Raw genomic sequence first — 20,476 nt, 5'->3', positions numbered from 1 at the left:
GAGGTATCCCCATGGGCGCCACTGTCGACTGGTTGCGCACCACCACCCCCGGGTTGCTGGTGCTGTGCGGTCTCGCGATCGCCGTGCTACTCATCGCCATCATCAAGGTCAAACTGGAGCCGTTCGTCGCGCTGCTGTTGACCGGTCTGTTGCTGGCACTGGCCGCCGGACTCCCGGTTTCCCAGATCGTCGGCACACCGCTGAAAGCCGGTGAGTCACTGCTGGAAACCGGCTTCGGCGGCATCCTCGGGCACATCGCCGTCATCATCGGTCTGGGCACCGTGCTCGGCGCGATCCTCGAACGATCCGGTGGCGCCGACGTGCTCACCGACAAGCTGCTGAAGACCTTCGGCGAGAAGGGCGCTCCCGTCGCGATGGGTCTGCTCGGCCTCATCTTCGGCATCCCCGTCTTCTTCGACATCGGCATCTTCGTGCTCGCGCCGCTGGTCTACGTCGCCGCCAAGCGTGGCGGGCGCTCGCTGGTGCTCTACGCCATGCCGATGCTGGCCGGTCTGTCGATGACGCACGCCTTCCTGCCGCCGCACCCCGGTCCGGTCGCGCTGGGCGGTCTGCTCGGGGTGAGTCTGGGCTGGCTGATCGTGATGGGATTCGTCTGTGGCATCCCGGGTTTCCTCGCCGCCGGCATCGTGTGGGGCACCTGGATCGGAAAGCGCGTGCAGGTCGACGTGCCCGCCGAGTTCCTGCCGCTCGAGCCGCCCGGCGCGGGCACCGGCGACGGTGCCGACGGTGCCATCGGCGCCGATTCCGTCGGCGGATCCGGCGGCACGGCCGTGCTGACCAAGTCGCCGCCCTCGGTCGCCCTGATCGGGTCGATCATCGCGATCCCGCTGGTACTGATCCTCGGCGCCACCTTCGGTTACCAACTGCTGGACAAGGATTCGGCGCTGCTGCAGGTCCTCACCTTCTTCGGCACGCCGGCGGTCGCGCTGCTCATCACCGTGCTGGTGGCGTTCTATCTGCTCGGTATCCGGCGCGGCTCGACCGTGCAGGAACTGAGCACCATCACCGCCGAATCGCTCAAGCCGGTCGGCATGGTGCTGCTGGTGGTCGGCGCGGGCGCCTTCTTCGGCAAGGTCATCTCCGCCACCGGTATCGGCACCGCGCTCGCCGACACCATGTCCGCGGCCGGGTTGCCGGTGATCGTGCTGTCCTACCTGATCAGCTGCGGTCTGCGGATCGCCCAGGGGTCGGCGACGGTCGCGATCGTCACCACCGGTGGCATCGTCGCGCCCCTGGTGACCGAGCAGGGCTACTCGCAGATGTCGATCGCGTTGATCGCCATGGCGATCGCGGCGGGCTCGATCATCGCCAGCCACGTCAACGACGGCGGCTTCTGGATCATCTCGAAGTACTTCAACATGACCGTGAAGCAGACGTTGCAGACCTGGACCGTCCTCGAGACCATCCTCTCGGTGGTGAGTTTCGCGGTGGCGGCGGTGCTGTTCGCCGTCGTCAGCTGACGGTCAGGGCGCCGACCAGTCGGCGCAGCGCGGCGCGGGGATCGGTCTCGGTTCCCGCGCCGCCGAGCCGGTGCACGACGACTCCGTCGAGATAGTCGACCAGGATCGACGTGTCCCCGGGGTCGATCCCGACCTGCGCCGCCATCCCGATCGCCCATTCCCGGAGCCGGTGATGCCCGCGCTGCAGTGATGCGTGCAGTGCGGGCATCGTCTGCGCCTCGCCGAACAGTGCGAACCTGGCCAGGGTGCGGGTCCGATCGGGGCCGGTGGCGTGCAGGATGAACAGGGCGAGGCCCTCGACGAGGTGCTCGATCGTGGCGGGGCCGAGCAGGCGGTTCAGCGTCGTCCAGTCGGTGCGGTCGCGTTCCTCGAGCCGTTCGGCGACCCCGACCAGCAGCGCTTCGCGGGTGCGGAAGTAGTTCGACGCCGATCCGCTGGGGACGCCCGCCGCTTCGTCGGCCGCGCGGTGGGTGAGTGCTCGCGGCCCCCGGGTGCCCAGCACCTCGATCGCGGCGTCGAGTATCTGTTCGCGTTTCGTGGCCACTCGGAGAGACTACACCCGTAGTGATGAACACTACATCGGTAGTCGAAGTCACTACGGCAGTAGTACGGTGATCCGGTACCTGCAACGAGGGGAGAAGGCGATGTCCACGGCAATCGTCGTCGGGGGTGGAATCGGGGGACTGGCCACCGCGCTGGCGTTGACGCGGCGGGGCTGGTCGGTGGAGGTGCTGGAACGCGCGCCGGAGATCGCCGAGGTCGGCTCGGGAATCTCGTTGTGGTCCAATGCTTTGCGCGCGCTCGACGCGCTCGGCATCGGGTCGGTCGTGCGGGCGCAGGCGATCGGGGACGTCTCGGCCGGAATTCGCGATGCGCGGGGCCGCCGGCTCTCGCGCACCGACGCGGCGACCCTGCGCGAGCGTTTCGGCGCTCCGGTGATGATCCACCGCGCCGCACTGCTCGACATCCTGCGCGACGCGCTGCCCGGGGACGCCGTGCGGACGGGCGTCTCGGTGTCGGCGGCCGAGCCCGGCGGAACGGTGGTCCACTCCGCGGGGGTGTCGCGCGCGGATCTGGTCGTCGGCGCGGACGGCATCCACAGCGTGGTCCGGCGCGCGGTCTGCGGTGAGGTGCGGGCCCGGTACGCCGGGTACACCGCCTGGCGCGCCGTGGTCGACCTGCCGGAGCGGCTGACCGAGTTCGGTGAGACCTGGGGTCGCGGAGCGCGGTTCGGGATGGCTCCGCTCGCCGACGGTCGCGTCTACTGCTTCGCCGTCTACAACGCGCCCGAACACGCGCCGGGCACCTTTGCCGAGGTTCGTGCCCGCTTCGCCGACTGGCATCACCCGATCCCCGCGCTGCTGGCCGCCGCCGACGCGGACACGGTGCTGCACAACGACATCTACGACATCCCCGCACTCCCGGCATTCACCGCGGGTCGCATCGCCCTGATCGGCGACGCGGCCCACGCGATGACGCCGAACCTCGGCCAAGGCGGCTGCCAGGCACTCGAGGACGCGGTGGTGCTGGCCCGTCTGGCCGGCGAACCCGACGGCCTGACCCGCTACGACCGGGAGCGCCGCCCCCGGACCCGGATGATCGCCGCCCGCTCCGCCCGCATCGGCACCGTCGCCCAGCTCTCGGCGGCGCCTGTGGTCGCGCTGCGAGACACCGCGTTGCGGCTCACGCCCGCCTCCGTTTCGCTGCGGGCGATGGGCGAGATTCTCGACTGGACGTGCTGACCGGCCCGACCACCCGTGATCGGCCGCACGGCCGTCGGCCGATCGAGTTCGGACGGCGCTACGTGGACAGCGGGGCGTCGACTGCGCTCGGTCTCGGCGGGCGGCGCGCCATGTCGTCGCGCGCACGCTCCTTCTTCGCTCGGGTGCTTCGCGTCAGCGCGATTCGGTGGCCGATGCGGGGGCGACGAGGGTCTCAGATCGATGCTTGGTAGCGCGCGTGCATGGCGGCCGCCGTGGTGGCCAGCGCGGTGCGGAGTTCGGGTGGGGCGAGGACTTCGAGGTGTTCGCCGAGGGGGAGGAGGGCGTGGGCGAGGATGTCGTAGGACTCGCCAGGGATAATGATGTCGACCCAGCCGGTGTCGTCCGGCGGGCTCGCCGACGCCAGTGCGTCGCGGACTGCGGCCGCGTCGTTCATCAAGCGCAGCAGGCTCAGATGGTCGGCCGAGACGCGGCACCGCGCATGAACGCGCAGGATGGAGCGGGCGAACTCGTCCGCCGCCGCCGCCCAGTGCGCGGTGAGATCGAAATCCGCAGGGCGGGTGAAGGATTCGCCGGTAGGCGTGGCCGAGACGATGCGGCTCGCGCGGTAGGAGCGGATGTCGGTGTCCTCGCGGGCGACCAGGTACCAGGTGCCCGCCTTCATGACCAGGCCGAGCGGATCGACCGTGCGCTCGACGATCTTGTCGCGGCGCCGGTAGCTGATCGCCAGGCGGCGGTCGTGCCACAGCGCGTCCGCGACGTCCGCCAGCGCGGGGGTGTCGTCCGGGCGGTGGAACCAGCCGGGCATGTCGATGTGGACGCGCTCGGCGATGCGGGTGGCGCGACCGCGCAGTTCGGGCGGCAGCGCGGCCAGCATCTTGAGCTGGGCGGTGGCCAGCACGGTGCCGAGACCGAGGTCGGCGGCGGCGCCGGGCAGTCCGGCCAGCAGGACGGCGTCGGCCTCGTCGGAGGTGAGGCCGGTGAGCCGGGTCCGGTATCCGTCGACCAGCCGCACTCCGCCGCCGCGGCCCGGCTCGCTGTACACCGGCACCCCGGCCGCCGAGAGCGCCTCGACATCGCGGTACACGGTGCGCACCGACACCTCCAGCTCCCGCGCCAGCTCGGTCGCGGTCGCCCCGCCCTTGGCCTGCAACAGGAGCAGTAGCTGCACCAACCTGCTCGCTCGCATGTTCTCGACACTAGCCGCAAACCTTGACACAGGATGTCAAGGTTGCGTCGTACTGTTCGACTATGACCACATGGAGCCAGTTCACCGAGGAAGCACCGCGAATCTCCGCCCTGTTCCTGCGCAGGCACCAGGCGACCGGCAATCTGTGCATGCTCGGCACCGTGCGCGCCGACGGGTCGCCCCGGATCAGCCCGATCGAGCCGACCATCTTCGAGGGCATGCTGGTGCTGGCCGGCATGCCCCACACCAGGAAGTTCGACGACCTCGCCCGCGACCCGCGCTTCTGTCTGCACACCGCCACCGTCGACACCAAGGTCACCGACGGTGACGCCAAACTGTTCGGCACGGTCACCGACATCACCGACGAATCCGTGCACGCCCGCTTCGCCCAGAAACTGTTCGACGACAGCGGTTTCGACATCCGCGGCGAGAAGTTCGACCACTTCTTCGTCGCCGACCTCACCGGAGCCTCCACCGTCGAGGTCGACGACGACCACCTCGACATCACCGTGTGGAAGCCCGGCGCGGGCGAACAGGTGGTCCGCAAACACTGACCGCGCTAGTCGGTGTTCGCCGCCGCGAGCAGGGCCTGGATGCGTCGGTAGTCGGGTGGGGCCGACGGTTCACTGAGGTCGCCCCTGACCGTGCGGGCCAGCCCGACCGCTGCGCCGAGGGCGGCCCGGTACAGGGCCGACCCGGTGCTGATCCGGCGGACACCCAGTGCCCCGAGGGTATCGATATCGGGGCCGGTCGGTGCGTACAACGTGTTCAGCGGGAGCGTCGTCGCGGCGACGAGCGTGCGCAGCGTGGTCGGGTCGGTGACACCCGGAACGAACAATCCGTCGGCGCCCGCCGCCGCATACAGCCGTGCCCGATGGACCGTCGAGTCCTCGTCGATGCCGAACCAGTACGTGTCGACCCGGGCGTTGACGAACAGGTGTGGTGTCCGGTCCTTGATGATGGTGATGAGGTCGGCGTGCTGGTGCGGCGCGGCCAGCCGGGTGTTGTCGCGCCCGTCCTCGATATTGATTCCGGCGACACCGAGGTCGGCCAGCCGGGCGACATAGTCGGCCACCTCCGCGGGATCCTCGGCGAACCCGGCTTCGATATCGACACTCACCAGGACCGGCAACCGCGTCAATCGTGCGGCGAGGGCGAAGGTTTCGTCCGCCGACGCGGCCTTTCCATCGGGCAGGCCCGCGGCCGCGGCTACCCCGAGACTGGTGGTGGCGATCGCCGGGAATCCCGCATCCACGAGCAGAGCACCGGAGGTGAAGTCCCAGGCATTGGGGAGAACGAGGGGGCGCCCATCGCGGTGGAGGGCATGGAAGGCATTCGAAGACACCGTGTTTCGGCCTCGCGATCGGTGTTTCGTCGCCCCGCCGTTTCCTGTGGCGACCGAGGTGTTGCCCGGGCTTGCATTGAGCGAATCGTGTGTGTCGGCGGGATGGTGTGGCTCGGCGGAGTGACGCGGGTCGGCCGGGTGGCGTGCGGTTTCGGATGCGAGGATCCCGCCGGCGAGGGCGACCGCGAGTTCGCTCCCGGGGCACCGGTGCGGTCCCGCGCCGAAGCCCAGGCCTGGGTGCCGCAGATCTAGTTCGGTCACCACGCCGTCGACGAGACGCCGGGTGGCGCGCAGCGGCGGTGTGGTGGCCATGATCAGCGCGGGCCGGTCCGCCGGGGCGCCGAGGTGTGACGCGCGGGCGGCCGCGATCAATTCGCCGGTGGCCGCGCACGCCTGGACCAGGATGCAGATCCGTGCCGCGATTCGCTCGTCCTCGGTCGGGGGCTCGCTCCCGGACTCTTCGTCATCGCCCGGGCCTCGGTCCGCGTGCACCGGACTCGCTGTCCGGTCCGGAAAGGCCATGTCGTCGACCACCGCTGCGCGGGCGGCGACGTGTGCGCGGACCGGCTGATGCAGCGCTCCGGCCGGCGATGTGCCGGTGTGTGGGGAGGCATTCGTCGGCTCCGCGCACAACGCCACGAGTTCCCCCACCGCCGCATCCGCCGCCGGGGTGATCGGTTGGTGGGGTTGATAGGCGTCGGCGACGGCGCACACCGCCGTGACCGCACTCTCCGGGATCCCCATCGCGGCGAGCAGCACTCGGACATGGGCCAGTGGCTGCCCGGCCCTGGCCGCGGCCTCGGCGCGGAGGACTAGGGGATCGAGTCGATCCAGCTCGCGTTGCAGCGCTGCCCGGCGGCGCCGATGGACGGGGCCGTCGCAGAACCGGGGCACGTGCGCCCGCAGCCACGCGATGCCCGGTCCGGGCGCAACGGGCACCGGCGGCATCGGCGCGGTGGACAGAAGTTCGCGGACGAGCTCGGGATCGCTGATCACGCCGTCGACGGTAGGTCCGCGACCTTTCGATGGCCGCCGAACAATCGCGGTCGCATGATGGGGAGATGCCTGCCCGCGCCGCCGTCCTCGCCGACTGGGCCGCCGTCCTCGCCGACCGGACCAGAGCCCACATGTGCCTGGCCCTGCTCGACGGCCGCGCCTGGACCGCGGGCGAACTGGCCCGCCTGACCGGCGTCGCGCCCTCTACCGCCACGGCCCACCTGGACCGCCTGAGTACCGCGGGTTTGATCACCGAACGCAAACAGGGCAGGCACCGCTATGTCGAACTGGCGAGCCCCGCGATCGCCCAACTCCTGGAAACCCTGCTGGCGGAACTCGATCCGACCCCCACCCCGCCGAAGAACCTGCGCGCCGCGACCGCCGACGCGGCGCTGGCCCGCGGCCGAACCTGCTACAACCACCTGGCCGGTCGCCTCGGCGTCACCATCACCGACGCCATGACCCACCGAGGCCTCCTCGACCCGGACAGCGCCCACACCCTGACCCCCGAGGGCATCACCTGGCTGACCGAAACCCTCGGCATCGACGAGCCCACCCTCACCCGCGCCCGCCGTCCCCTCACCCGCCCCTGCCTGGACTGGACCGAACGCCGCACCCACCTGAGCGGCCCCGCCGCGGTCCTCCTGCGCCGCCGCCTCCTGACCCTCGGCTGGATCGCCCCGTCCGGCACCGGCCGCGCCGTCCGCGTCACCCCCGCCGGAGAAGCCGGCCTGACCGAAACCCTCGGCCTGGACCTCGCCGACCTACGCTGACGCCCCGGACCCGGCTTCTCAGTCGAACACCTGCTGATCGCGGCACGCGGAGACTCGCTCGGCCGCCTCCGCCGGTACCTGAACTCCGCGACACCGAAGAATCAGCGGCACATCCTTGGCCCGAGCAGCACCAAACCTTCGTCCCGGCCTACTTCTCGCAGGGTCTGAGCAAGGGGTCCGTGGAAGCTAGACGAGTTCGATGAACCCGCACCGTACTCGCGATCGAGCGGCTGATCACCGGTGATCACCGAATTCCGGCGAGCCGGGCCGACGACGCGCTCAGGCATCGCGCAGGGAATCTCGTCGGTGGCGGAGGTAGTCGCGTTCGATGTCGTTGGGGGTGAGGGCCAGCGCGGTGTCGTAGGCGGTGATGGCTTCGGCGAAGCGGCCTGCGCGACGGAGGAGGTCGGCGCGGAGAGCGTGGTAGAGGTGGTGGTCGGGGAGGTCGATGGTGGTGAGTTCGGCCAGGGCTGCGGTGGGGCCGTGGACTTCGGCGAGAGCGACGGTGCGGTGCAGGGCGACGACGGGGGTGGGGGTGAGGGTGTACAGGTGGTCGTAGAGGGTGAGGATCTGGGGCCAGTCGGTGGTGGCCGCGGTGGGGGCGTCGGTGTGGACGGCGTTGATGGCGGCTTGGAGCTGGTAGGGGCCTGGGGCATTGCGGCGCAGGCATTCTCGGAGCAGGGCCCGTGCCTCGGCGATGAGGTCGCCGTCCCAGCGGGTGCGGTCCTGGTCGGGCAGCGGGATCAGGCGCCCACCGTCGGTGCGCGCGGCCCGGCGGGCTTCGGTGAACAGCAGGAGCGCGAGCAAGCCCATGATCTCCGGCTCGCCGGGCAGGAGATCGGTGAGCAGTCGAGCGAGCCGGATCGCTTCGGCGCACAGGTCGGCGCGGATCAGATCGGGGCCCGCGGTCGCCGAATAGCCTTCGGTGAACACGAGATACACCACGGCGAGCACAGCGGGGAGCCGCGCGGGCAGTTCGGCGTCGGCGGGCACCCGGTAGGGGATGCGGGCGTCGCGGATCTTGCCCTTGGCGCGGACGAGCCGTTGCGCCATCGTCGATTCCGAGACCAGGAACACGCGCGCGACCTCGGCGGTGGTGAGTCCGCCGAGCAGCCGCAACGTCAACGCGACCCGGGCGGTGGGAGCCAGCGCCGGATGACAGCAGGTGAAGATCAGGCGTAGCCGGTCGTCGGGGAATCCGTCGGTGGGTCCGGCCGGGTCCGCGTGCAGCAGAGCGGCTTCGGCGTGCCGGTCGGCCCGGGTCGCCTCGCGGCGGAGCCGGTCGATCGCGCGGTTGCGGGCCGTGGTGATGATCCAGCCCGCCGGGCTCGGCGGCACACCGTCGACGGGCCAGCGCACCACCGCGGCGGCGAACGCTTCCTGCACCGCGTCCTCGGCGACGCCGATGTCGCCGAAGACGCGGATCAGCGACGCGACCGCGCGCCCGTAGTGCTCGGCGAAAACCGCCTCGATGTCCATCTAGCCGCTCGCCACCGGCCGCACCTCGATCGGCAGAGTGAGCACCGCGGCCAGCCGGCCCGCCCAGTCCAGGGCCTCGTCCAGGTCGGCGGCCTGGATGACGGTGAAGCCGCCGATATGTTCGGTGCCCTCGGCGAAGGGGCCGTCGGTGATCAGTACCTCGCCCTCCTTCGCTCGTACGACGGTCGCGGTGCTCGCCTCGTGCAGGCCGACCGCGAACACCCAGGCGCCTGCCGCCCGCATCTCCTCGTTCAGCGCGGACAGTTCGTCGAGGATGGCGTCGATGTTCGCGGGCGCCGGTCCGTCGGGCTGGTAGACGCACAGCAGGTATTGCTTCATGATCGTCCTTTCGCGTGGTGGGGCTTCATCTCCTAGACGAACGGGACGACGCCGTTTCGACAGGCGCGGGTGATCCGATTCTCGTCCGGACCTCCAGCGAGGTGTCCCGGTTCGCCCGACTCGCCGTGCCACGATGAGGCGCATGGAGCTGCTCGCCGCCGCCGACGGCCCGTCGCCGATCGTCTCGCTGTTCTGGATCGCGCTCGTCGCGGTGCTGGCGCCGCTGCTGTCGCGGGCGCTGCGCGGGTTCGTGCCGGATGTGGTGATCCTGCTGGTGGCGGGCACGGTCCTCGGGCCGTTCGCGCTCGGCTGGGCCACCGCGGACGGCGGGGTCGACCTGATCAAGGAACTCGGGCTGGGCATGCTGTTCCTGCTCGCGGGCTACGAGCTGGATCCCCGGTTGCTCGGCGGCAAGTCCGGGCGGGTCGCCTGGCTGGTGTGGCTGGCCGGTCTCGTCTTCGCGTTCGGACTGGTCACCGTGCTGGCCGACAGTGAGTCGACGACCGAGCACATCGCGGTCGCCATCGCGATGACCTCCACCGCGCTGGGCACCCTGCTGCCGATCATCAAGCAGGCCGGGCTGCTCGACACCGCGCTGGGCCGGGCGGTGCTCGCGCACGGCGCCGTCGGTGAGCTCGGCCCGATCGTGGCCATGTCGGTGCTGCTGAGCAGCCACGATATCGGCGCCGCGCTGGTGGTGCTCGCCCTGTTCGTGCTGGCGGCGCTGCTGGTCGGGGTGATCCCGGTGCGGCTGTTCGGGCGCATCCCCGACCTCGGGGCGGCACTGGCCAGGATGGACGGCGGCACCTCCCAGCTGCCGGTACGCGGGTCGATCCTGTTGCTGCTGGTGCTCATGGTGGTGGCCGAACGCTTCGACCTCGATGTGGTGCTCGGTGCGTTCGCCGCGGGCATGGTGCTGCGCAGGCTCATCGCCGCGGGCCACCCGCGGGTCGACGAGCAGCTCGAGACCATCGGCTTCGGGCTGCTGATCCCGGTGTTCTTCGTGGTCTCGGGCATGGCGATCGATCTGTCCGCCGTCGCGGACCGGCCGCTGCTGTGGGTGTCGTTCGTGGCGGCCATCGCGGTGGCTCGCGGGTTGCCGGTGTGGTTGAGCGAGCGGTTCGTCCCGCACGGGCGCAATCTGGCATCGCCGCACGAGCGCGCCCAGCTCGCCCTGTTCGCCGCCACCGGCCTGCCGATCATCGTCGCCGTCACCCAGGTGGCGGTGTCGACGGAGCTGATGAGCGCGGATACCGCGTCGGTCCTGGTCGCCGCCGGCGCGACGACAGTGCTGCTGTTTCCCCTGGTCGCGCGGCTGATCGGGGGGAAGGCGCCGCTCGCGACCGCACCTGCCCATGAATGAGCTTGCATAGTCGTGCATAATCATCACATGGTTGATTCGTCGGGAGGACCCGCACTGCGGGTGGCGGTTGCCGGTGCGAGTGGATACGCCGGTGGCGAAGTGTTGCGTCTGCTGCTGGCCCACCCCGAATACCGAACCGGGCGCCTCGAGATCGGGGCGCTGACCGCCGGATCCAACGCGGGCACCGCCCTGGGCGCGCTCCAGCCGCATCTGCTGCCGCTGGCCGACCGCGTCCTGCAGGAAACCACCCCCGACGTCCTGGCCGGGCACGACATCGTGTTCCTCGGCCTGCCGCACGGCCAGTCCGGCGCCATCGCGCAGGCACTGCCCGAGTCCACGGTCGTCATCGATTGCGGCGCCGACTTCCGGCTCACCGATGCCGCCGCCTGGGAGAAGTACTACGGCAGCGCCCACGCGGGCAGCTGGCCCTACGGCCTGCCCGAGCTGCCCGGTGGCCGCGCGCGGCTCACCGGCGCCCGGCGCATCGCCGTGCCCGGCTGCTACCCGACCGTGTCCAGCGTCGCGCTGGCGCCGGCCATCGCCGCGGGCATCATCGAGCCTGCCGTCAACGTCGTCGCCGTCAGCGGCACCTCGGGCGCGGGCCGCAAGCTCGATATCGGCCTGCTCGGTTCCGAGGTGATGGGCAGCGTCCGTGCCTACGGCATCGCCGGCGCGCACCGGCACACCCCCGAGATCGCGCAGAACCTGAAAGCCGCGGGCGGCGTGGATGTCTCGGTGTCGTTCACCCCGGTGCTCGCCCCGATGCCGCGCGGCATCCTGGCCACCTGCACCGCCCCGGTGAAGGTCGACGCCGCGCAAGCGCGGGCCGTCTACGAGAAGGCCTACGCCGACGAACCCTTCGTGCACCTGCTGCCCGAAGGCGTCCTGCCGCAGACCGGTGCGGTCCTGGGCTCCAACGCCATCACCCTGCAGGTCGCCGTCGACACCGACGCGGGCCTGCTCGTGGTGATCGGCGCGATCGACAACTTGACCAAGGGCACCGCGGGCGCCGCGGTGCAATCGATGAATCTGGCCGTCGGATTCGACGAGACCGCAGGACTTTCCACCGTAGGAGTGGCACCGTGACGACCCCTGATCCGCACACGACGGACCACGGCAATTTGATCCACACCCAGGGCGTCACCGCCCCGCTCGGCTTCCGCGCCGCCGGTATCGCGGCGGGCATCAAGGCCAGCGGCAAGCCCGACCTCGCGCTGGTGCTCAACGAGGGCCCCGAGTACGCGGCGGCCGGCGTGTTCACCAGCAATCAGGTCAAGGCCGCGCCGGTGCTGTGGTCGCAGCAGGTGCTGAAGTCGGGTCGCGTGCGCGCGGTCATCCTGAACTCGGGTGGCGCGAACGCGTGCACCGGCCCCGGCGGTTTCCAGGACACCCACCGCACCGCCGAGGAACTCGCCGCGGCACTGAGCAATTGGGGCACCGAGACCGGCGCGGGCGAGATCGCGGTCTGCTCGACCGGCCTGATCGGTGACCGGCTGCCGATGGACAAGCTGATCCCCGCCGTCACCGAGATCGTGCACGAGATGGGCGGCGGCATGTCCGGCGGCTCCGACGCCGCGCACGCCATCATGACCACCGACACCGTGCCGAAGGAATCGGCGTTCCATCACGAGGACAAGTGGAACGTCGGCGGCATGGCCAAGGGCGCGGGCATGCTCGCCCCGTCACTGGCCACCATGCTCGTCGTACTCACCACCGATGCGGCGGCCACTCCCGAGCAGCTCGACCAGGCGCTGCGTAAGGCCACCAAGTACACCTTCGACCGGCTCGACGTCGACGGCTCCTGCTCCACCAACGACACCGTGCTGCTGCTGGCCAACGGTGCCAGCGGCGTCGCCCCGTCCCAGGAGGACCTCGAGGCCGCCGTCTTCACCGTGTGCGACGACCTGGCCGCCCAGCTGATGGCCGACGCCGAGGGCGTCACCAAGCGGGTACGGGTCACCGTCAGCGGCGCGGCCTCCGAGGACGAGGCCCTCACCGTCGCCAGGGCGGTCGCGCGCGACAGCCTGGTCAAGACCGCGCTGTTCGGCTCGGACCCGAACTGGGGCCGGGTGCTCGCGGCCGTCGGCATCGCCCCGGTGACGCTGGACCCGAACCGGATCGCGGTGTCGTTCAACGGCAATCCGGTGTGTGTCGACAGCGTCGGCGCGCCCGGCGCGCGCGAGGTCGACCTGTCCGGCGAGGACATCGACGTGCTGATCGAGCTCAATGTCGGCGAGGGCACCGCGATGGTGCGCACCACCGACCTCTCGCACGCCTACGTCGAAGAGAACTCGGCGTACAGCTCATGAGCAGCGGTGTGGTGCAATCCCTGTCGGCGCTGGACAAGGCGCATGTGCTCGCCGACGCGCTGCCGTGGCTGCAGAAGTTCCGGGACAAGGTCGTCGTCGTGAAGTACGGCGGCAACGCCATGGTCGACGACGAACTCAAGGCCGCCTTCGCCGCCGACATGGCGTTCCTGCGCACCGTCGGCGTGCACCCGGTGGTGGTGCACGGCGGCGGCCCGCAGATCAACGCGATGCTGAAGAAGCTCGGCATGGCGGGGGAGTTCCGCGGCGGCTTCCGCGTCACCACCCCCGAGGTGATGGACGTGGTGCGGATGGTGCTGTTCGGCCAGGTCGGGCGCGAGCTCGTCGGGCTGATCAACGCGCACGGCCCGTACGCGGTCGGCATCTCCGGTGAGGATGCGCACCTGTTCACCGCGACCCGGCGCACCGTGACCGTGGAGGGCGTCGCCACCGACATCGGCCTGGTCGGCGACGTCACCGAGGTCAACCCCGGTGCCGTGCTCGACCTGATCGATGCCGGGCGCATCCCGGTGGTGTCCACCATCGCGCCCGACGCCGACGGCGTGGTGCACAACATCAACGCCGACACCGCCGCCGCCGCGCTGGCGGAGGGGATCGGCGCGGAGAAGCTCGTCGTCCTGACCGATGTCGAGGGCCTCTACACCGACTGGCCCGACCGCTCCTCGCTGACCAGCGAGATCGACGCGACGGCGCTGGCGGAGTTGCTGCCGCGCCTGGATGCGGGCATGGTGCCGAAGATGGAGGCGTGCCTGCGCGCCGTTCAGGGTGGGGTGCCCAGCGCCCATGTGATCGACGGCAGGGTGCCGCATTCGGTACTACTGGAGTTGTTCACCGGAGAAGGAATCGGAACGATGGTGACCGCATGAGTGAAGTAGAGAAGCTGCAGCAGCGGTGGTCGGCCGCGATGATGAACAACTACGGCACCCCGAAGGTCGCGCTGGTCCGCGGCGCGGGCGCGGTGGTCTACGACGCCGACGGCAAGCGCTACGTCGACTTCCTCGGTGGCATCGCGGTGAACAGCCTCGGCCACGCCCATCCCGCCATCCTGGAAGCGGTCACCCAGCAGCTGGGCACGCTCGGCCACGTGTCGAACATCTATGCCAGCGAACCGGTGATCGAGCTGGCCGAGAAGCTGCTCGCGCACTTCGGTGACGGTGAGGGCAAGGCGTTCTTCTGCAACTCCGGCACCGAGGCCAACGAGGCCGCGTTCAAGATCGCCCGGCTGACCGGCCGGTCCAAGATCGTCGCCGCCGAGGAGGCCTTCCACGGCCGGACCATGGGCGCGCTCGCACTCACCGGGCAGCCGTCCAAGCGCGAGCCGTTCGCGCCCATGCCGCCCGGTGTGGTGCACGTGCCCTACGGTGACGCCGCCGCGCTCGAGGCCGTCGTCGACAGCGACACCGCCGCGGTGTTCCTGGAGCCCATGATGGGCGAATCCGGGGTGGTCGTCCCGCCGTTCGACTATCTGGCCCGGGCTCGCGAGATCACCTCGCGGGCGGGCGCGCTGCTGATCCTCGACGAGGTGCAGACCGGAATCGGCCGTACGGGAACGTTTTTCGCGCACCAGGCGGCGGGCATCGTGCCCGACGCGATCACCCTGGCCAAGGGGCTCGGCGGCGGTCTGCCGATCGGTGCCGTGCTGGCGCAGGGCCGGGCCGCCGAGCTGCTCACCCCGGGCATGCACGGCACCACCTTCGGCGGCAACCCGGTGTGCGCCGCGGCGGCGCTGGCCGTGCTGCGCACGATCGATGCCGAAGACCTGCTCTCCCATGTGGAATGGGTCGGCAAGAAGCTCAGCGACGGGATCGCGCTGCTCGAGCATCCCGAGATCGATCACGTCCGTGGCGCGGGTCTGCTGATCGGCATCGTGCTGCGCGACGACATCTCCGCCTTTGTGGACGAGCGGGCGCGGGAGGCGGGCTACCTGATCAACCCCGCCAAGCCGAACGTGATCCGGTTGGCACCGCCCCTGGTGCTCACCGAAACCCAGGCCGACAACTTCGTCGCCGACCTGCCCGAGATCCTCGACAAGGCCGCCGCCGATGCGAAGGGAGCCAGCAAGTGACCCTGCGCCACTTCCTGCGCGACGACGATTTGACCCAGGCCGAACAGGCCGAAATCCTCGCCATCGCCGCGGATCTGAAGAAGAACCCGTTCGCGCACCGGCCGCTCGACGGTCCGCGCGGGGTCGGGGTGATCTTCGAGAAGAACTCCACCCGCACCCGGTTCTCGTTCGAGCTGGGCATCGCCCAGCTCGGCGGGCACGCGGTCGTCGTCGACGGCCGCGACACCCAGCTGGGCCGGGAGGAGACCCTCGGCGACACCGGCAGCGTGCTCTCGCGCTATGTCGAGGCCATCGTCTGGCGGACCTTCGAACAGTCGCGCCTCGACGAGATGTCGTCCACCGCGACGGTTCCCGTGGTGAACGCGCTGTCCAACGAGTTCCATCCCTGCCAGGTGCTCGCCGATCTGCAGACGATCAGCGAGCGCAAGGGAGCCCTCGCCGGGCTTCGTCTCACCTACTTCGGCGACGGTGCCAACAATATGGCGCACTCGCTGCTGCTGGGCGGGGTCACCGCGGGCATGCACGTGACCGTCGCCGCGCCCGCCGGTTTCGAGCCGTTGCCGTGGATCCTCGAGGCCGCCGCCAAGCGGGCCGCGGAGACCGGCGCGACGGTGAGCGTCACCGACGATCCGGTGGCGGGCGCGACCGGCGCGGACGTGCTCGTCACCGACACCTGGACCTCGATGGGCCAGGAGAACGACGGCCTCGACCGGGTCGGCCCGTTCCGTCCGTTCCAGGTCAACGACGCCTTGCTCGCCGCCGCCGATCCGGAAGCCATTGTGATGCACTGCCTTCCGGCGCACCGCGGTGAGGAGATCACCGACGAGGTGCTCGACGGCCCGCACAGCGTGGTCTGGGACGAGGCCGAGAACCGGCTGCACGCGCAGAAGGCGCTGCTGGTCTGGCTGCTCGCGAAAGCCGCCGCATGAGACCGCGAACCGGGGCCGGCGTGGGGGTCGGTCGATGAGCGCGCCCGAGAAGGGGTCGCCCGCCATCGCCCGCACCCGCGCCGGCCGCCAATCGCGCATCGTGGAGCTGCTGTCCGCGCATTCGGTCCGCAGCCAGACCGAACTGGCGACGCTGCTGGCCGCCGAGGGCATCGAGACCACCCAGGCGACCCTGTCGCGTGACCTCGACGAACTCGGCGCGGTCAAGCTGCGTGCCGCCGACGGTGGCGCGGGTGTCTACGTCGTGCCCGAGGACGGCAGCCCCGTCCGCGGCGTCACCGGCGGCACCGGCCGCCTCTCCAAGCTCCTCGGCGACCTGCTGGTCTCCACCGACGCCAGCGGCAATCTCGCCGTCCTGCGCACCCCACCCGGCGCCGCCCACTTCCTGGCCAGCGCCCTCGACCGCGCCGCCCTGCCCTTCATCGTCGGCACCATCGCCGGCGACGACACCATCGCCGTCATCGCCCGCGAGCCCCTCACCGGCGCCGAACTCGCCGCCCGCATAGAAGAATTGGCCTGATCCTTCTCGCCCCCGCGCGATCGACTGCTCGCGCACGCGCTGGCCGTCGGCCTGGCCCGTTGCCCAGGCAGTCCGCGCAGATGCCGAACCGGTTGCCCGGATAAGCCGGCTATTGCCTGGATGCGCCGTCCGGCCAGACGACGTCCACCGGGATGCCGTGGGCGCGGGCGGAGGCGACGACGGTGGCGGTGCCGCCGCGTTCGCCATCGTCGCCGTCCCAGACTGCGAGGAGGCGATCGCAGTCGGCGACGAGGATCTGGTTGGCGGCTTCGTAGGCGCTCCTGCCCGCCGTCTCGAAGTCCATCACCCGCACCGTGCTCGCACGGTCGATCAGGGCGTCGAACTGGGACGCGTGGTCGGGCTTCACCTCGGCCGAGCGGTAGTCGCGCGAGGGCAGGACGACTTCCAGGCGGCCGCCGGCCGCCAGCACGGCCTCGGCGAAGATCGAGTCCGCGCCGCGGGCCAGGCAGGTGATCCCGATCAGGTCGGGGCAGTCGGTGAGCAGGGCCGAGATCGCTTCGCGCACCAGGGTTTCGGTGGTGGGCGTGAGGTTCATGTGGCCGGTGACGCTGATCCGCATCAGGTCATCCTGCCGGCGCAGCCGGGGCGCGCAGGCCGGCCAGGGCGATCTCGGTGAGCAGGGGAGCCGACTCGGGGGCGGCCTGGCAACCGGCGCCGATGCCGTGGCCGAGCCGCAGGATGTCGCGCGGGCCGACGTCACGGCGCACGAGCCCGGCCTCCTGGACGGGGACCAGGACGGATTCGGCGGACTCGGCCAGCAGGGTCGAGCAGGCGGTGAAGACGTCGGAGGTGCGGTCGATCGCGGCCTTGAGGGTGGCCGCCAGGCCGTGCCGGTGCAGGATGTAGGAGACCAGCTCGCCGAACCACTCGGTGAAAGCGTCCGGGGGAGTGCGGGTTTCGCGCAATTCGGCGGCGCGGGCGGCCAGCGCCTCGATATTGGCGCGGTAGACCGCCTCCATCAGCGCCGTGCGACTCGGGAAGTGGCGGTACAGCGTGCCGGGGCCGACGCGGGCGCGACGGGCGATGTCGTCGAGGGGCGCCTCGATGCCGTGCTCGGCGAAGGCGTCGCGCGCGCATTCGACGATGCGTTCGTAGTTGCGGCGCGCGTCGGCGCGCATCGGCCGCGACGGTGCGTCCACTCGATCCTCCACTGGAAACGGATGAAGTCTCCGTTTAGGCTTGCGGAAGCGGAGACTTTCTCCCTATGCTAGCTCTGTCATAAACGGAGACTCTCTCCGTTTAGCTTCCCCTTCGATGGAGCTCACTTGACCACCACCACACTTGCGGCGAACGCCCAGGTCGCGCGTGCCCGGCCGGGCATCGTCCTGGCCACCCTGCTGACCTGCCAGCTCATGATCATTCTCGACGTCACCGTGATGAACGTGGCCCTGCCGCGCATCCGCACCGACCTGGAGTTCAGCGCCACCGGCCTGTCCTGGGTGATGAACTCCTACACCCTCGTCTTCGGCGGTCTGCTGCTGCTCGGCGGCCGCGCGGGCGACCTGTTCGGCAGGCGCAGGCTGTTCATCGTGGGCACGACGCTGTTCACCCTCGCCTCGCTGGCGGGTGGGCTCGCACCCTCGGCGGGCTGGCTGCTCGCGGCCCGGGTCCTGCAGGGCATCGGCGGCGCGATGGCCGCGCCCAATACCCTTGCGCTGCTGACGACTACGTTCACCGAGCCCAAAGCACGCATCCGCGTCCTCGCGTTGTTCTCCGGCATGTCCAGCGCCGGATTCGCCATCGGGCTCATCGTCGGCGGGCTGCTCACCGAATGGGTCGGCTGGCGCTCGGTGCTGTTCATCAATGTGCCGTTCGGACTGCTCATCGTGCTGCTCGCGCTGCGCTATCTGCCCGACGCGCCGCGGCGAGCCGCCCAGCTCGACCTGCCCGGCGCGGTGACCGCGACGGCCGGTGTCGCCGCGCTGGTCTACGGGTTCATCAGCGCGGCCGCGGAGGGCTGGGGCGCGCCGGGCACCGACATCTCCCTGGCGGTCGGCGCGGCACTGCTGGCGGCGTTCGTGGCGATCGAACTCCGTGCGCCGCAGCCCTTGCTGCCGCTGCACCTGTTCGCCGACCGCAACCGGGCCGCCGCCTATCTCAACATGTTCCTCGGGCCGATGGCGGGCATGTCGATGTTCTTCTTCCTGACCCAGTATCTGCAGGATGTGCGCGGGATGAGCGCGCTGGCAACGGGATTCGCCTTCCTGCCGACGGCGGGACTGATGTTCGCGATGATCCGGCTGATTCCCCGGTTACTGGCCCGCTTCGGCCCGAAACCGGTGACCGTGACGGGCACCATCGCGATGACGACCGGGCTCGTACTGCTGACCCGGCTGTCGGCCGACAGCGGCTACTTCCCGCTGCTGTTCGTTGCGATGCTCGCCATGGGCTGCGGTATCGGGCTGGCCTTCTCGCCGCTGAACGTGATCATCATGTCCACGGTGTCACCGGAAGAGGCGGGCGCGGCAGGCGGTGCGTTGCAGACCATGCAGCAGACCGGCGGCGCGCTGGGTCTGGCCGTCCTGGTGACGGTCTTCGGCACCGCGGCCCGCGAGGCGGGCGGTTCACCGACGCACGCCCTCGTCGGCGGGATGACCGCCGCGTTCGGCGCCGCCGCCGTGATCGCGGCCCTGACCTTCGTGGTCGCCCTCACCTTCCGCAGTATCCGATCATCGCAGTAGACCGAAAGCCTTGATCCACCTCGACGAGCGGGACGCGCGACAGGTGACCAGTGCTCGACCACGAAACCGGCTGTCTGCGTGCGGGAGTCCTAGTCGAGGTGGGTGAGCGCGCCGAGGAAGAGGGCGACGAGCGGGCCCCGCGGCCGACGCGCCCTACCGGGTGGTGGCCCGCCCGTCGTCGAGGTCGCGCGCCGGGAGTGTCAGAGCCGTCGCCAGGTCCAGGCCACGTGGACATCCAGCGGCGTGTCCGGCGTGACCATCCGGGGATCGGTATTCAGGCCGTTGGGCGGACCCGACTGGGCCTCCACCGACAGCGACTCCGTCGGCAGGGTCCACACGACGACATCGGTGACGGGCGCGGCGATCGTGAATTCCAGGAAGCCGGGCCAGGTGAGGCGCGCGAGGACACCGTCGGGCATCCCGAAGCAGTCGTCCCACGGCGGGGGAGACGGCGGGAGGCGGCGGCCCGTGGGCAGATAGTCCGGCCCACGCTCGTATTGCCACCCCGGCTGGAACTCGAGGACCAGCGGCCCGGACGCCGCGGCGACCTCGCGCAGGAACCACGGATGCCAACCGCCCTGGGCGGGAAAGGGATCGGCGTCGGTGGTGATGCGCAACTCGAGGGTGAGGCCGGTGTCGGTGAGGGCGAACCGCTGGGTGACGGTACCCGCGAACGGCCACGGATCGGTCAGCCGGTGCCGCAGCGTCGCCTCGGTCGCCGAGGCGGACACGACATCCCACGCGCCCTCGCGCGCGGTGCCGTGAATGCTGTGTGGCGGATTGTTGATCGGCATCCGATAGGTCCGGTCGCCGACGGTGAAGGTCCCGTAGCCGAGCCTGCCCGCCCAGGGCGCCATGACGAAACACCCGGTCCCGGGGTCCTGGCGGAGCAGCTCGGTCCCGTCGACGGTGAGGCTGTGCAGCGCGCCGCCGTCTCCCGGAGCGATGGTCAGTCCAGCGGTGCCCGCGTGGAGACGCACGTCGTCGGCGGCCATGCCGGGGAGGTTAGCGGCGCGCTCCGCTCAGCGGCGGGAGCCCACGCCGGATCAGTTGAACGGATACTGCCCGCCGCCCGCGCCGCCGCCCGGAGAGTCCGGAGTGGCGACGTCGATGATGTCCTGGACCAGGGCGACGAGGGCACGGCCGACATCGAGCACACCGTTGCCGAGAGTGGAGAATTCCTGTGCGACGTAATGGAGCATCTTGTTCGTCCTCACGTTGGCGAGCCG

At 70.6% G+C, this 20,476-nt stretch carries 21 protein-coding genes; 12 read left to right on the top strand and 9 right to left on the bottom strand.

Annotated features, from left to right (window positions below):
• Positions 1 to 11: 11 nt before the first annotated feature.
• Complete coding sequence (locus ATM97_RS12590; protein WP_218718180.1) at positions 12 to 1,481, top strand: GntP family permease; 1,470 nt, start codon at positions 12 to 14, stop codon at positions 1,479 to 1,481.
• Here ATM97_RS12590 and ATM97_RS12585 read toward each other — a convergent pair.
• Positions 1,474 to 2,025, bottom strand: coding sequence for a TetR/AcrR family transcriptional regulator (locus ATM97_RS12585; protein WP_218718179.1), 552 nt, complete (start codon positions 2,023 to 2,025; stop codon positions 1,474 to 1,476). The genes ATM97_RS12590 and ATM97_RS12585 overlap by 8 nt on opposite strands.
• A gap of 100 nt (positions 2,026 to 2,125) precedes the next feature.
• Here ATM97_RS12585 and ATM97_RS12580 point away from each other — a divergent pair, with 100 nt between their 5' ends.
• Positions 2,126 to 3,223 (top strand): FAD-dependent oxidoreductase, encoded by a 1,098-nt coding sequence (locus ATM97_RS12580; RefSeq protein WP_218718178.1) that lies wholly within the window; start codon positions 2,126 to 2,128, stop codon positions 3,221 to 3,223.
• A 193-nt stretch (positions 3,224 to 3,416) separates the two neighbouring features.
• On the opposite strand, the gene ATM97_RS12575 is transcribed toward ATM97_RS12580, so the two are convergent.
• A complete protein-coding gene (locus ATM97_RS12575; protein ID WP_218718177.1) occupies positions 3,417 to 4,391 on the bottom strand; it encodes a YafY family protein in 975 nt (324 codons plus the stop codon).
• Positions 4,392 to 4,453: 62 nt separating this feature from the next.
• Here ATM97_RS12575 and ATM97_RS12570 point away from each other — a divergent pair, with 62 nt between their 5' ends.
• On the top strand, positions 4,454 to 4,945 hold the full coding sequence (locus ATM97_RS12570) for a pyridoxamine 5'-phosphate oxidase family protein (RefSeq protein WP_218718176.1): 492 nt from the start codon (positions 4,454 to 4,456) through the stop codon (positions 4,943 to 4,945).
• Positions 4,946 to 4,950: 5 nt separating this feature from the next.
• Here the strand turns inward: ATM97_RS12570 and ATM97_RS34885 are convergent, their stop codons facing one another.
• Positions 4,951 to 6,732 (bottom strand): isocitrate lyase/phosphoenolpyruvate mutase family protein, encoded by a 1,782-nt coding sequence (locus tag ATM97_RS34885; protein ID WP_308248459.1) that lies wholly within the window; start codon positions 6,730 to 6,732, stop codon positions 4,951 to 4,953.
• A gap of 65 nt (positions 6,733 to 6,797) precedes the next feature.
• Here ATM97_RS34885 and ATM97_RS12560 point away from each other — a divergent pair, with 65 nt between their 5' ends.
• Entirely contained in the window at positions 6,798 to 7,505 is a 708-nt protein-coding gene (locus ATM97_RS12560; protein WP_255587637.1) for a helix-turn-helix transcriptional regulator, read from the top strand.
• Between the two features lie 279 nt (positions 7,506 to 7,784).
• On the opposite strand, the gene ATM97_RS12555 is transcribed toward ATM97_RS12560, so the two are convergent.
• Both ATM97_RS12555 and ATM97_RS12550 read right to left on the bottom strand, forming a co-directional pair.
• Positions 7,785 to 8,984 carry an RNA polymerase sigma factor gene (locus ATM97_RS12555; RefSeq protein WP_218718174.1) on the bottom strand — a complete coding sequence of 400 codons (1,200 nt, stop codon included), beginning with the start codon at positions 8,982 to 8,984 and terminating at the stop codon, positions 7,785 to 7,787.
• The gene (locus tag ATM97_RS12550; protein ID WP_218718173.1) at positions 8,985 to 9,323 is read right to left on the bottom strand and encodes a YciI family protein; all 339 of its coding nucleotides are present in this window, start codon (positions 9,321 to 9,323) and stop codon (positions 8,985 to 8,987) included.
• A gap of 142 nt (positions 9,324 to 9,465) precedes the next feature.
• Here ATM97_RS12550 and ATM97_RS12545 point away from each other — a divergent pair, with 142 nt between their 5' ends.
• Genes ATM97_RS12545 through ATM97_RS12515 form a run of 7 tightly spaced genes read left to right on the top strand, consistent with a single transcriptional unit; the run spans position 9,466 to position 16,545 of the window.
• Positions 9,466 to 10,686, top strand: a complete 1,221-nt coding sequence (locus ATM97_RS12545; RefSeq protein WP_218718172.1) for a cation:proton antiporter — start codon at positions 9,466 to 9,468, stop codon at positions 10,684 to 10,686.
• Between the two features lie 27 nt (positions 10,687 to 10,713).
• The gene (gene argC / locus ATM97_RS12540) at positions 10,714 to 11,772 is read left to right on the top strand and encodes an N-acetyl-gamma-glutamyl-phosphate reductase (RefSeq protein WP_218718171.1); all 1,059 of its coding nucleotides are present in this window, start codon (positions 10,714 to 10,716) and stop codon (positions 11,770 to 11,772) included.
• Positions 11,769 to 12,995 carry a bifunctional glutamate N-acetyltransferase/amino-acid acetyltransferase ArgJ gene (argJ, locus tag ATM97_RS12535; RefSeq protein WP_308248458.1) on the top strand — a complete coding sequence of 409 codons (1,227 nt, stop codon included), beginning with the start codon at positions 11,769 to 11,771 and terminating at the stop codon, positions 12,993 to 12,995. Before argC ends, argJ begins: the two co-directional genes overlap by 4 nt.
• Positions 12,992 to 13,879: an acetylglutamate kinase gene (gene argB, locus ATM97_RS12530; protein ID WP_218718170.1), complete on the top strand. Its 888-nt coding sequence runs from the start codon at positions 12,992 to 12,994 to the stop codon at positions 13,877 to 13,879. The genes argJ and argB overlap by 4 nt, the downstream gene beginning before the upstream one ends.
• Positions 13,876 to 15,078: an acetylornithine transaminase gene (locus ATM97_RS12525; RefSeq protein WP_218718169.1), complete on the top strand. Its 1,203-nt coding sequence runs from the start codon at positions 13,876 to 13,878 to the stop codon at positions 15,076 to 15,078. The genes argB and ATM97_RS12525 overlap by 4 nt, the downstream gene beginning before the upstream one ends.
• Positions 15,075 to 16,007 carry an ornithine carbamoyltransferase gene (gene argF / locus ATM97_RS12520; RefSeq protein WP_218718168.1) on the top strand — a complete coding sequence of 311 codons (933 nt, stop codon included), beginning with the start codon at positions 15,075 to 15,077 and terminating at the stop codon, positions 16,005 to 16,007. Before ATM97_RS12525 ends, argF begins: the two co-directional genes overlap by 4 nt.
• Positions 16,008 to 16,041: 34 nt before the next feature.
• Positions 16,042 to 16,545, top strand: a complete 504-nt coding sequence (locus tag ATM97_RS12515; protein ID WP_218718167.1) for an arginine repressor — start codon at positions 16,042 to 16,044, stop codon at positions 16,543 to 16,545.
• 109 nt (positions 16,546 to 16,654) lie between these two features.
• Here ATM97_RS12515 and ATM97_RS12510 read toward each other — a convergent pair whose 3' ends face one another.
• The gene (locus tag ATM97_RS12510) at positions 16,655 to 17,125 is read right to left on the bottom strand and encodes a hypothetical protein (protein ID WP_218718166.1); all 471 of its coding nucleotides are present in this window, start codon (positions 17,123 to 17,125) and stop codon (positions 16,655 to 16,657) included.
• A gap of 4 nt (positions 17,126 to 17,129) precedes the next feature.
• Positions 17,130 to 17,705 (bottom strand): helix-turn-helix domain-containing protein, encoded by a 576-nt coding sequence (locus tag ATM97_RS12505; RefSeq protein ID WP_308248457.1) that lies wholly within the window; start codon positions 17,703 to 17,705, stop codon positions 17,130 to 17,132.
• Positions 17,706 to 17,831: 126 nt separating this feature from the next.
• Here ATM97_RS12505 and ATM97_RS12500 point away from each other — a divergent pair, with 126 nt between their 5' ends.
• A complete protein-coding gene (locus tag ATM97_RS12500; RefSeq protein WP_218718165.1) occupies positions 17,832 to 19,247 on the top strand; it encodes an MFS transporter in 1,416 nt (471 codons plus the stop codon).
• A gap of 200 nt (positions 19,248 to 19,447) precedes the next feature.
• Here the strand turns inward: ATM97_RS12500 and ATM97_RS12495 are convergent, their stop codons facing one another.
• Together ATM97_RS12495 and ATM97_RS12490 are read right to left on the bottom strand one after the other, a co-directional pair.
• A complete protein-coding gene (locus ATM97_RS12495; RefSeq protein ID WP_218718164.1) occupies positions 19,448 to 20,242 on the bottom strand; it encodes an aldose 1-epimerase in 795 nt (264 codons plus the stop codon).
• Positions 20,243 to 20,293: 51 nt separating this feature from the next.
• Positions 20,294 to 20,449 carry a hypothetical protein gene (locus ATM97_RS12490; RefSeq protein WP_218718163.1) on the bottom strand — a complete coding sequence of 52 codons (156 nt, stop codon included), beginning with the start codon at positions 20,447 to 20,449 and terminating at the stop codon, positions 20,294 to 20,296.
• Positions 20,450 to 20,476 lie beyond the last annotated feature (27 nt).

This window comes from Nocardia sp. MH4 (genome assembly GCF_019266065.1).
GTDB lineage: Bacteria > Actinomycetota > Actinomycetes > Mycobacteriales > Mycobacteriaceae > Nocardia > Nocardia canadensis.
Note: the sequence above shows the minus strand (reverse complement) of the source record. Positions and strands in the feature narration are given on the sequence as shown.

Bases quoted from the DNA above. Each gene is read 5' to 3' on its own strand.
- ATM97_RS12580 (WP_218718178.1), top strand. From the start codon at position 2,126: ATGTCCACGGCAATCGTCGTCGGGGGTGGAATCGGGGGACTGGCCACC.
- ATM97_RS12560 (WP_255587637.1), top strand. From the start codon at position 6,798: ATGCCTGCCCGCGCCGCCGTCCTCGCCGACTGGGCCGCCGTCCTCGCC.
- ATM97_RS12555 (WP_218718174.1), bottom strand. From the start codon at position 8,984: ATGGACATCGAGGCGGTTTTCGCCGAGCACTACGGGCGCGCGGTCGCG.
- ATM97_RS12570 (WP_218718176.1), top strand. From the start codon at position 4,454: ATGACCACATGGAGCCAGTTCACCGAGGAAGCACCGCGAATCTCCGCC.
- ATM97_RS12490 (WP_218718163.1), bottom strand. From the start codon at position 20,449: ATGCTCCATTACGTCGCACAGGAATTCTCCACTCTCGGCAACGGTGTG.
- ATM97_RS12515 (WP_218718167.1), top strand. From the start codon at position 16,042: ATGAGCGCGCCCGAGAAGGGGTCGCCCGCCATCGCCCGCACCCGCGCC.
- ATM97_RS12545 (WP_218718172.1), top strand. From the start codon at position 9,466: ATGGAGCTGCTCGCCGCCGCCGACGGCCCGTCGCCGATCGTCTCGCTG.
- ATM97_RS12510 (WP_218718166.1), bottom strand. From the start codon at position 17,125: ATGCGGATCAGCGTCACCGGCCACATGAACCTCACGCCCACCACCGAA.
- ATM97_RS12550 (WP_218718173.1), bottom strand. From the start codon at position 9,323: ATGAAGCAATACCTGCTGTGCGTCTACCAGCCCGACGGACCGGCGCCC.
- ATM97_RS12525 (WP_218718169.1), top strand. From the start codon at position 13,876: ATGAGTGAAGTAGAGAAGCTGCAGCAGCGGTGGTCGGCCGCGATGATG.
- ATM97_RS12575 (WP_218718177.1), bottom strand. From the start codon at position 4,391: ATGCGAGCGAGCAGGTTGGTGCAGCTACTGCTCCTGTTGCAGGCCAAG.
- ATM97_RS12590 (WP_218718180.1), top strand. From the start codon at position 12: ATGGGCGCCACTGTCGACTGGTTGCGCACCACCACCCCCGGGTTGCTG.
- ATM97_RS12495 (WP_218718164.1), bottom strand. From the start codon at position 20,242: ATGGCCGCCGACGACGTGCGTCTCCACGCGGGCACCGCTGGACTGACC.
- argB (WP_218718170.1), top strand. From the start codon at position 12,992: ATGAGCAGCGGTGTGGTGCAATCCCTGTCGGCGCTGGACAAGGCGCAT.
- argC (WP_218718171.1), top strand. From the start codon at position 10,714: ATGGTTGATTCGTCGGGAGGACCCGCACTGCGGGTGGCGGTTGCCGGT.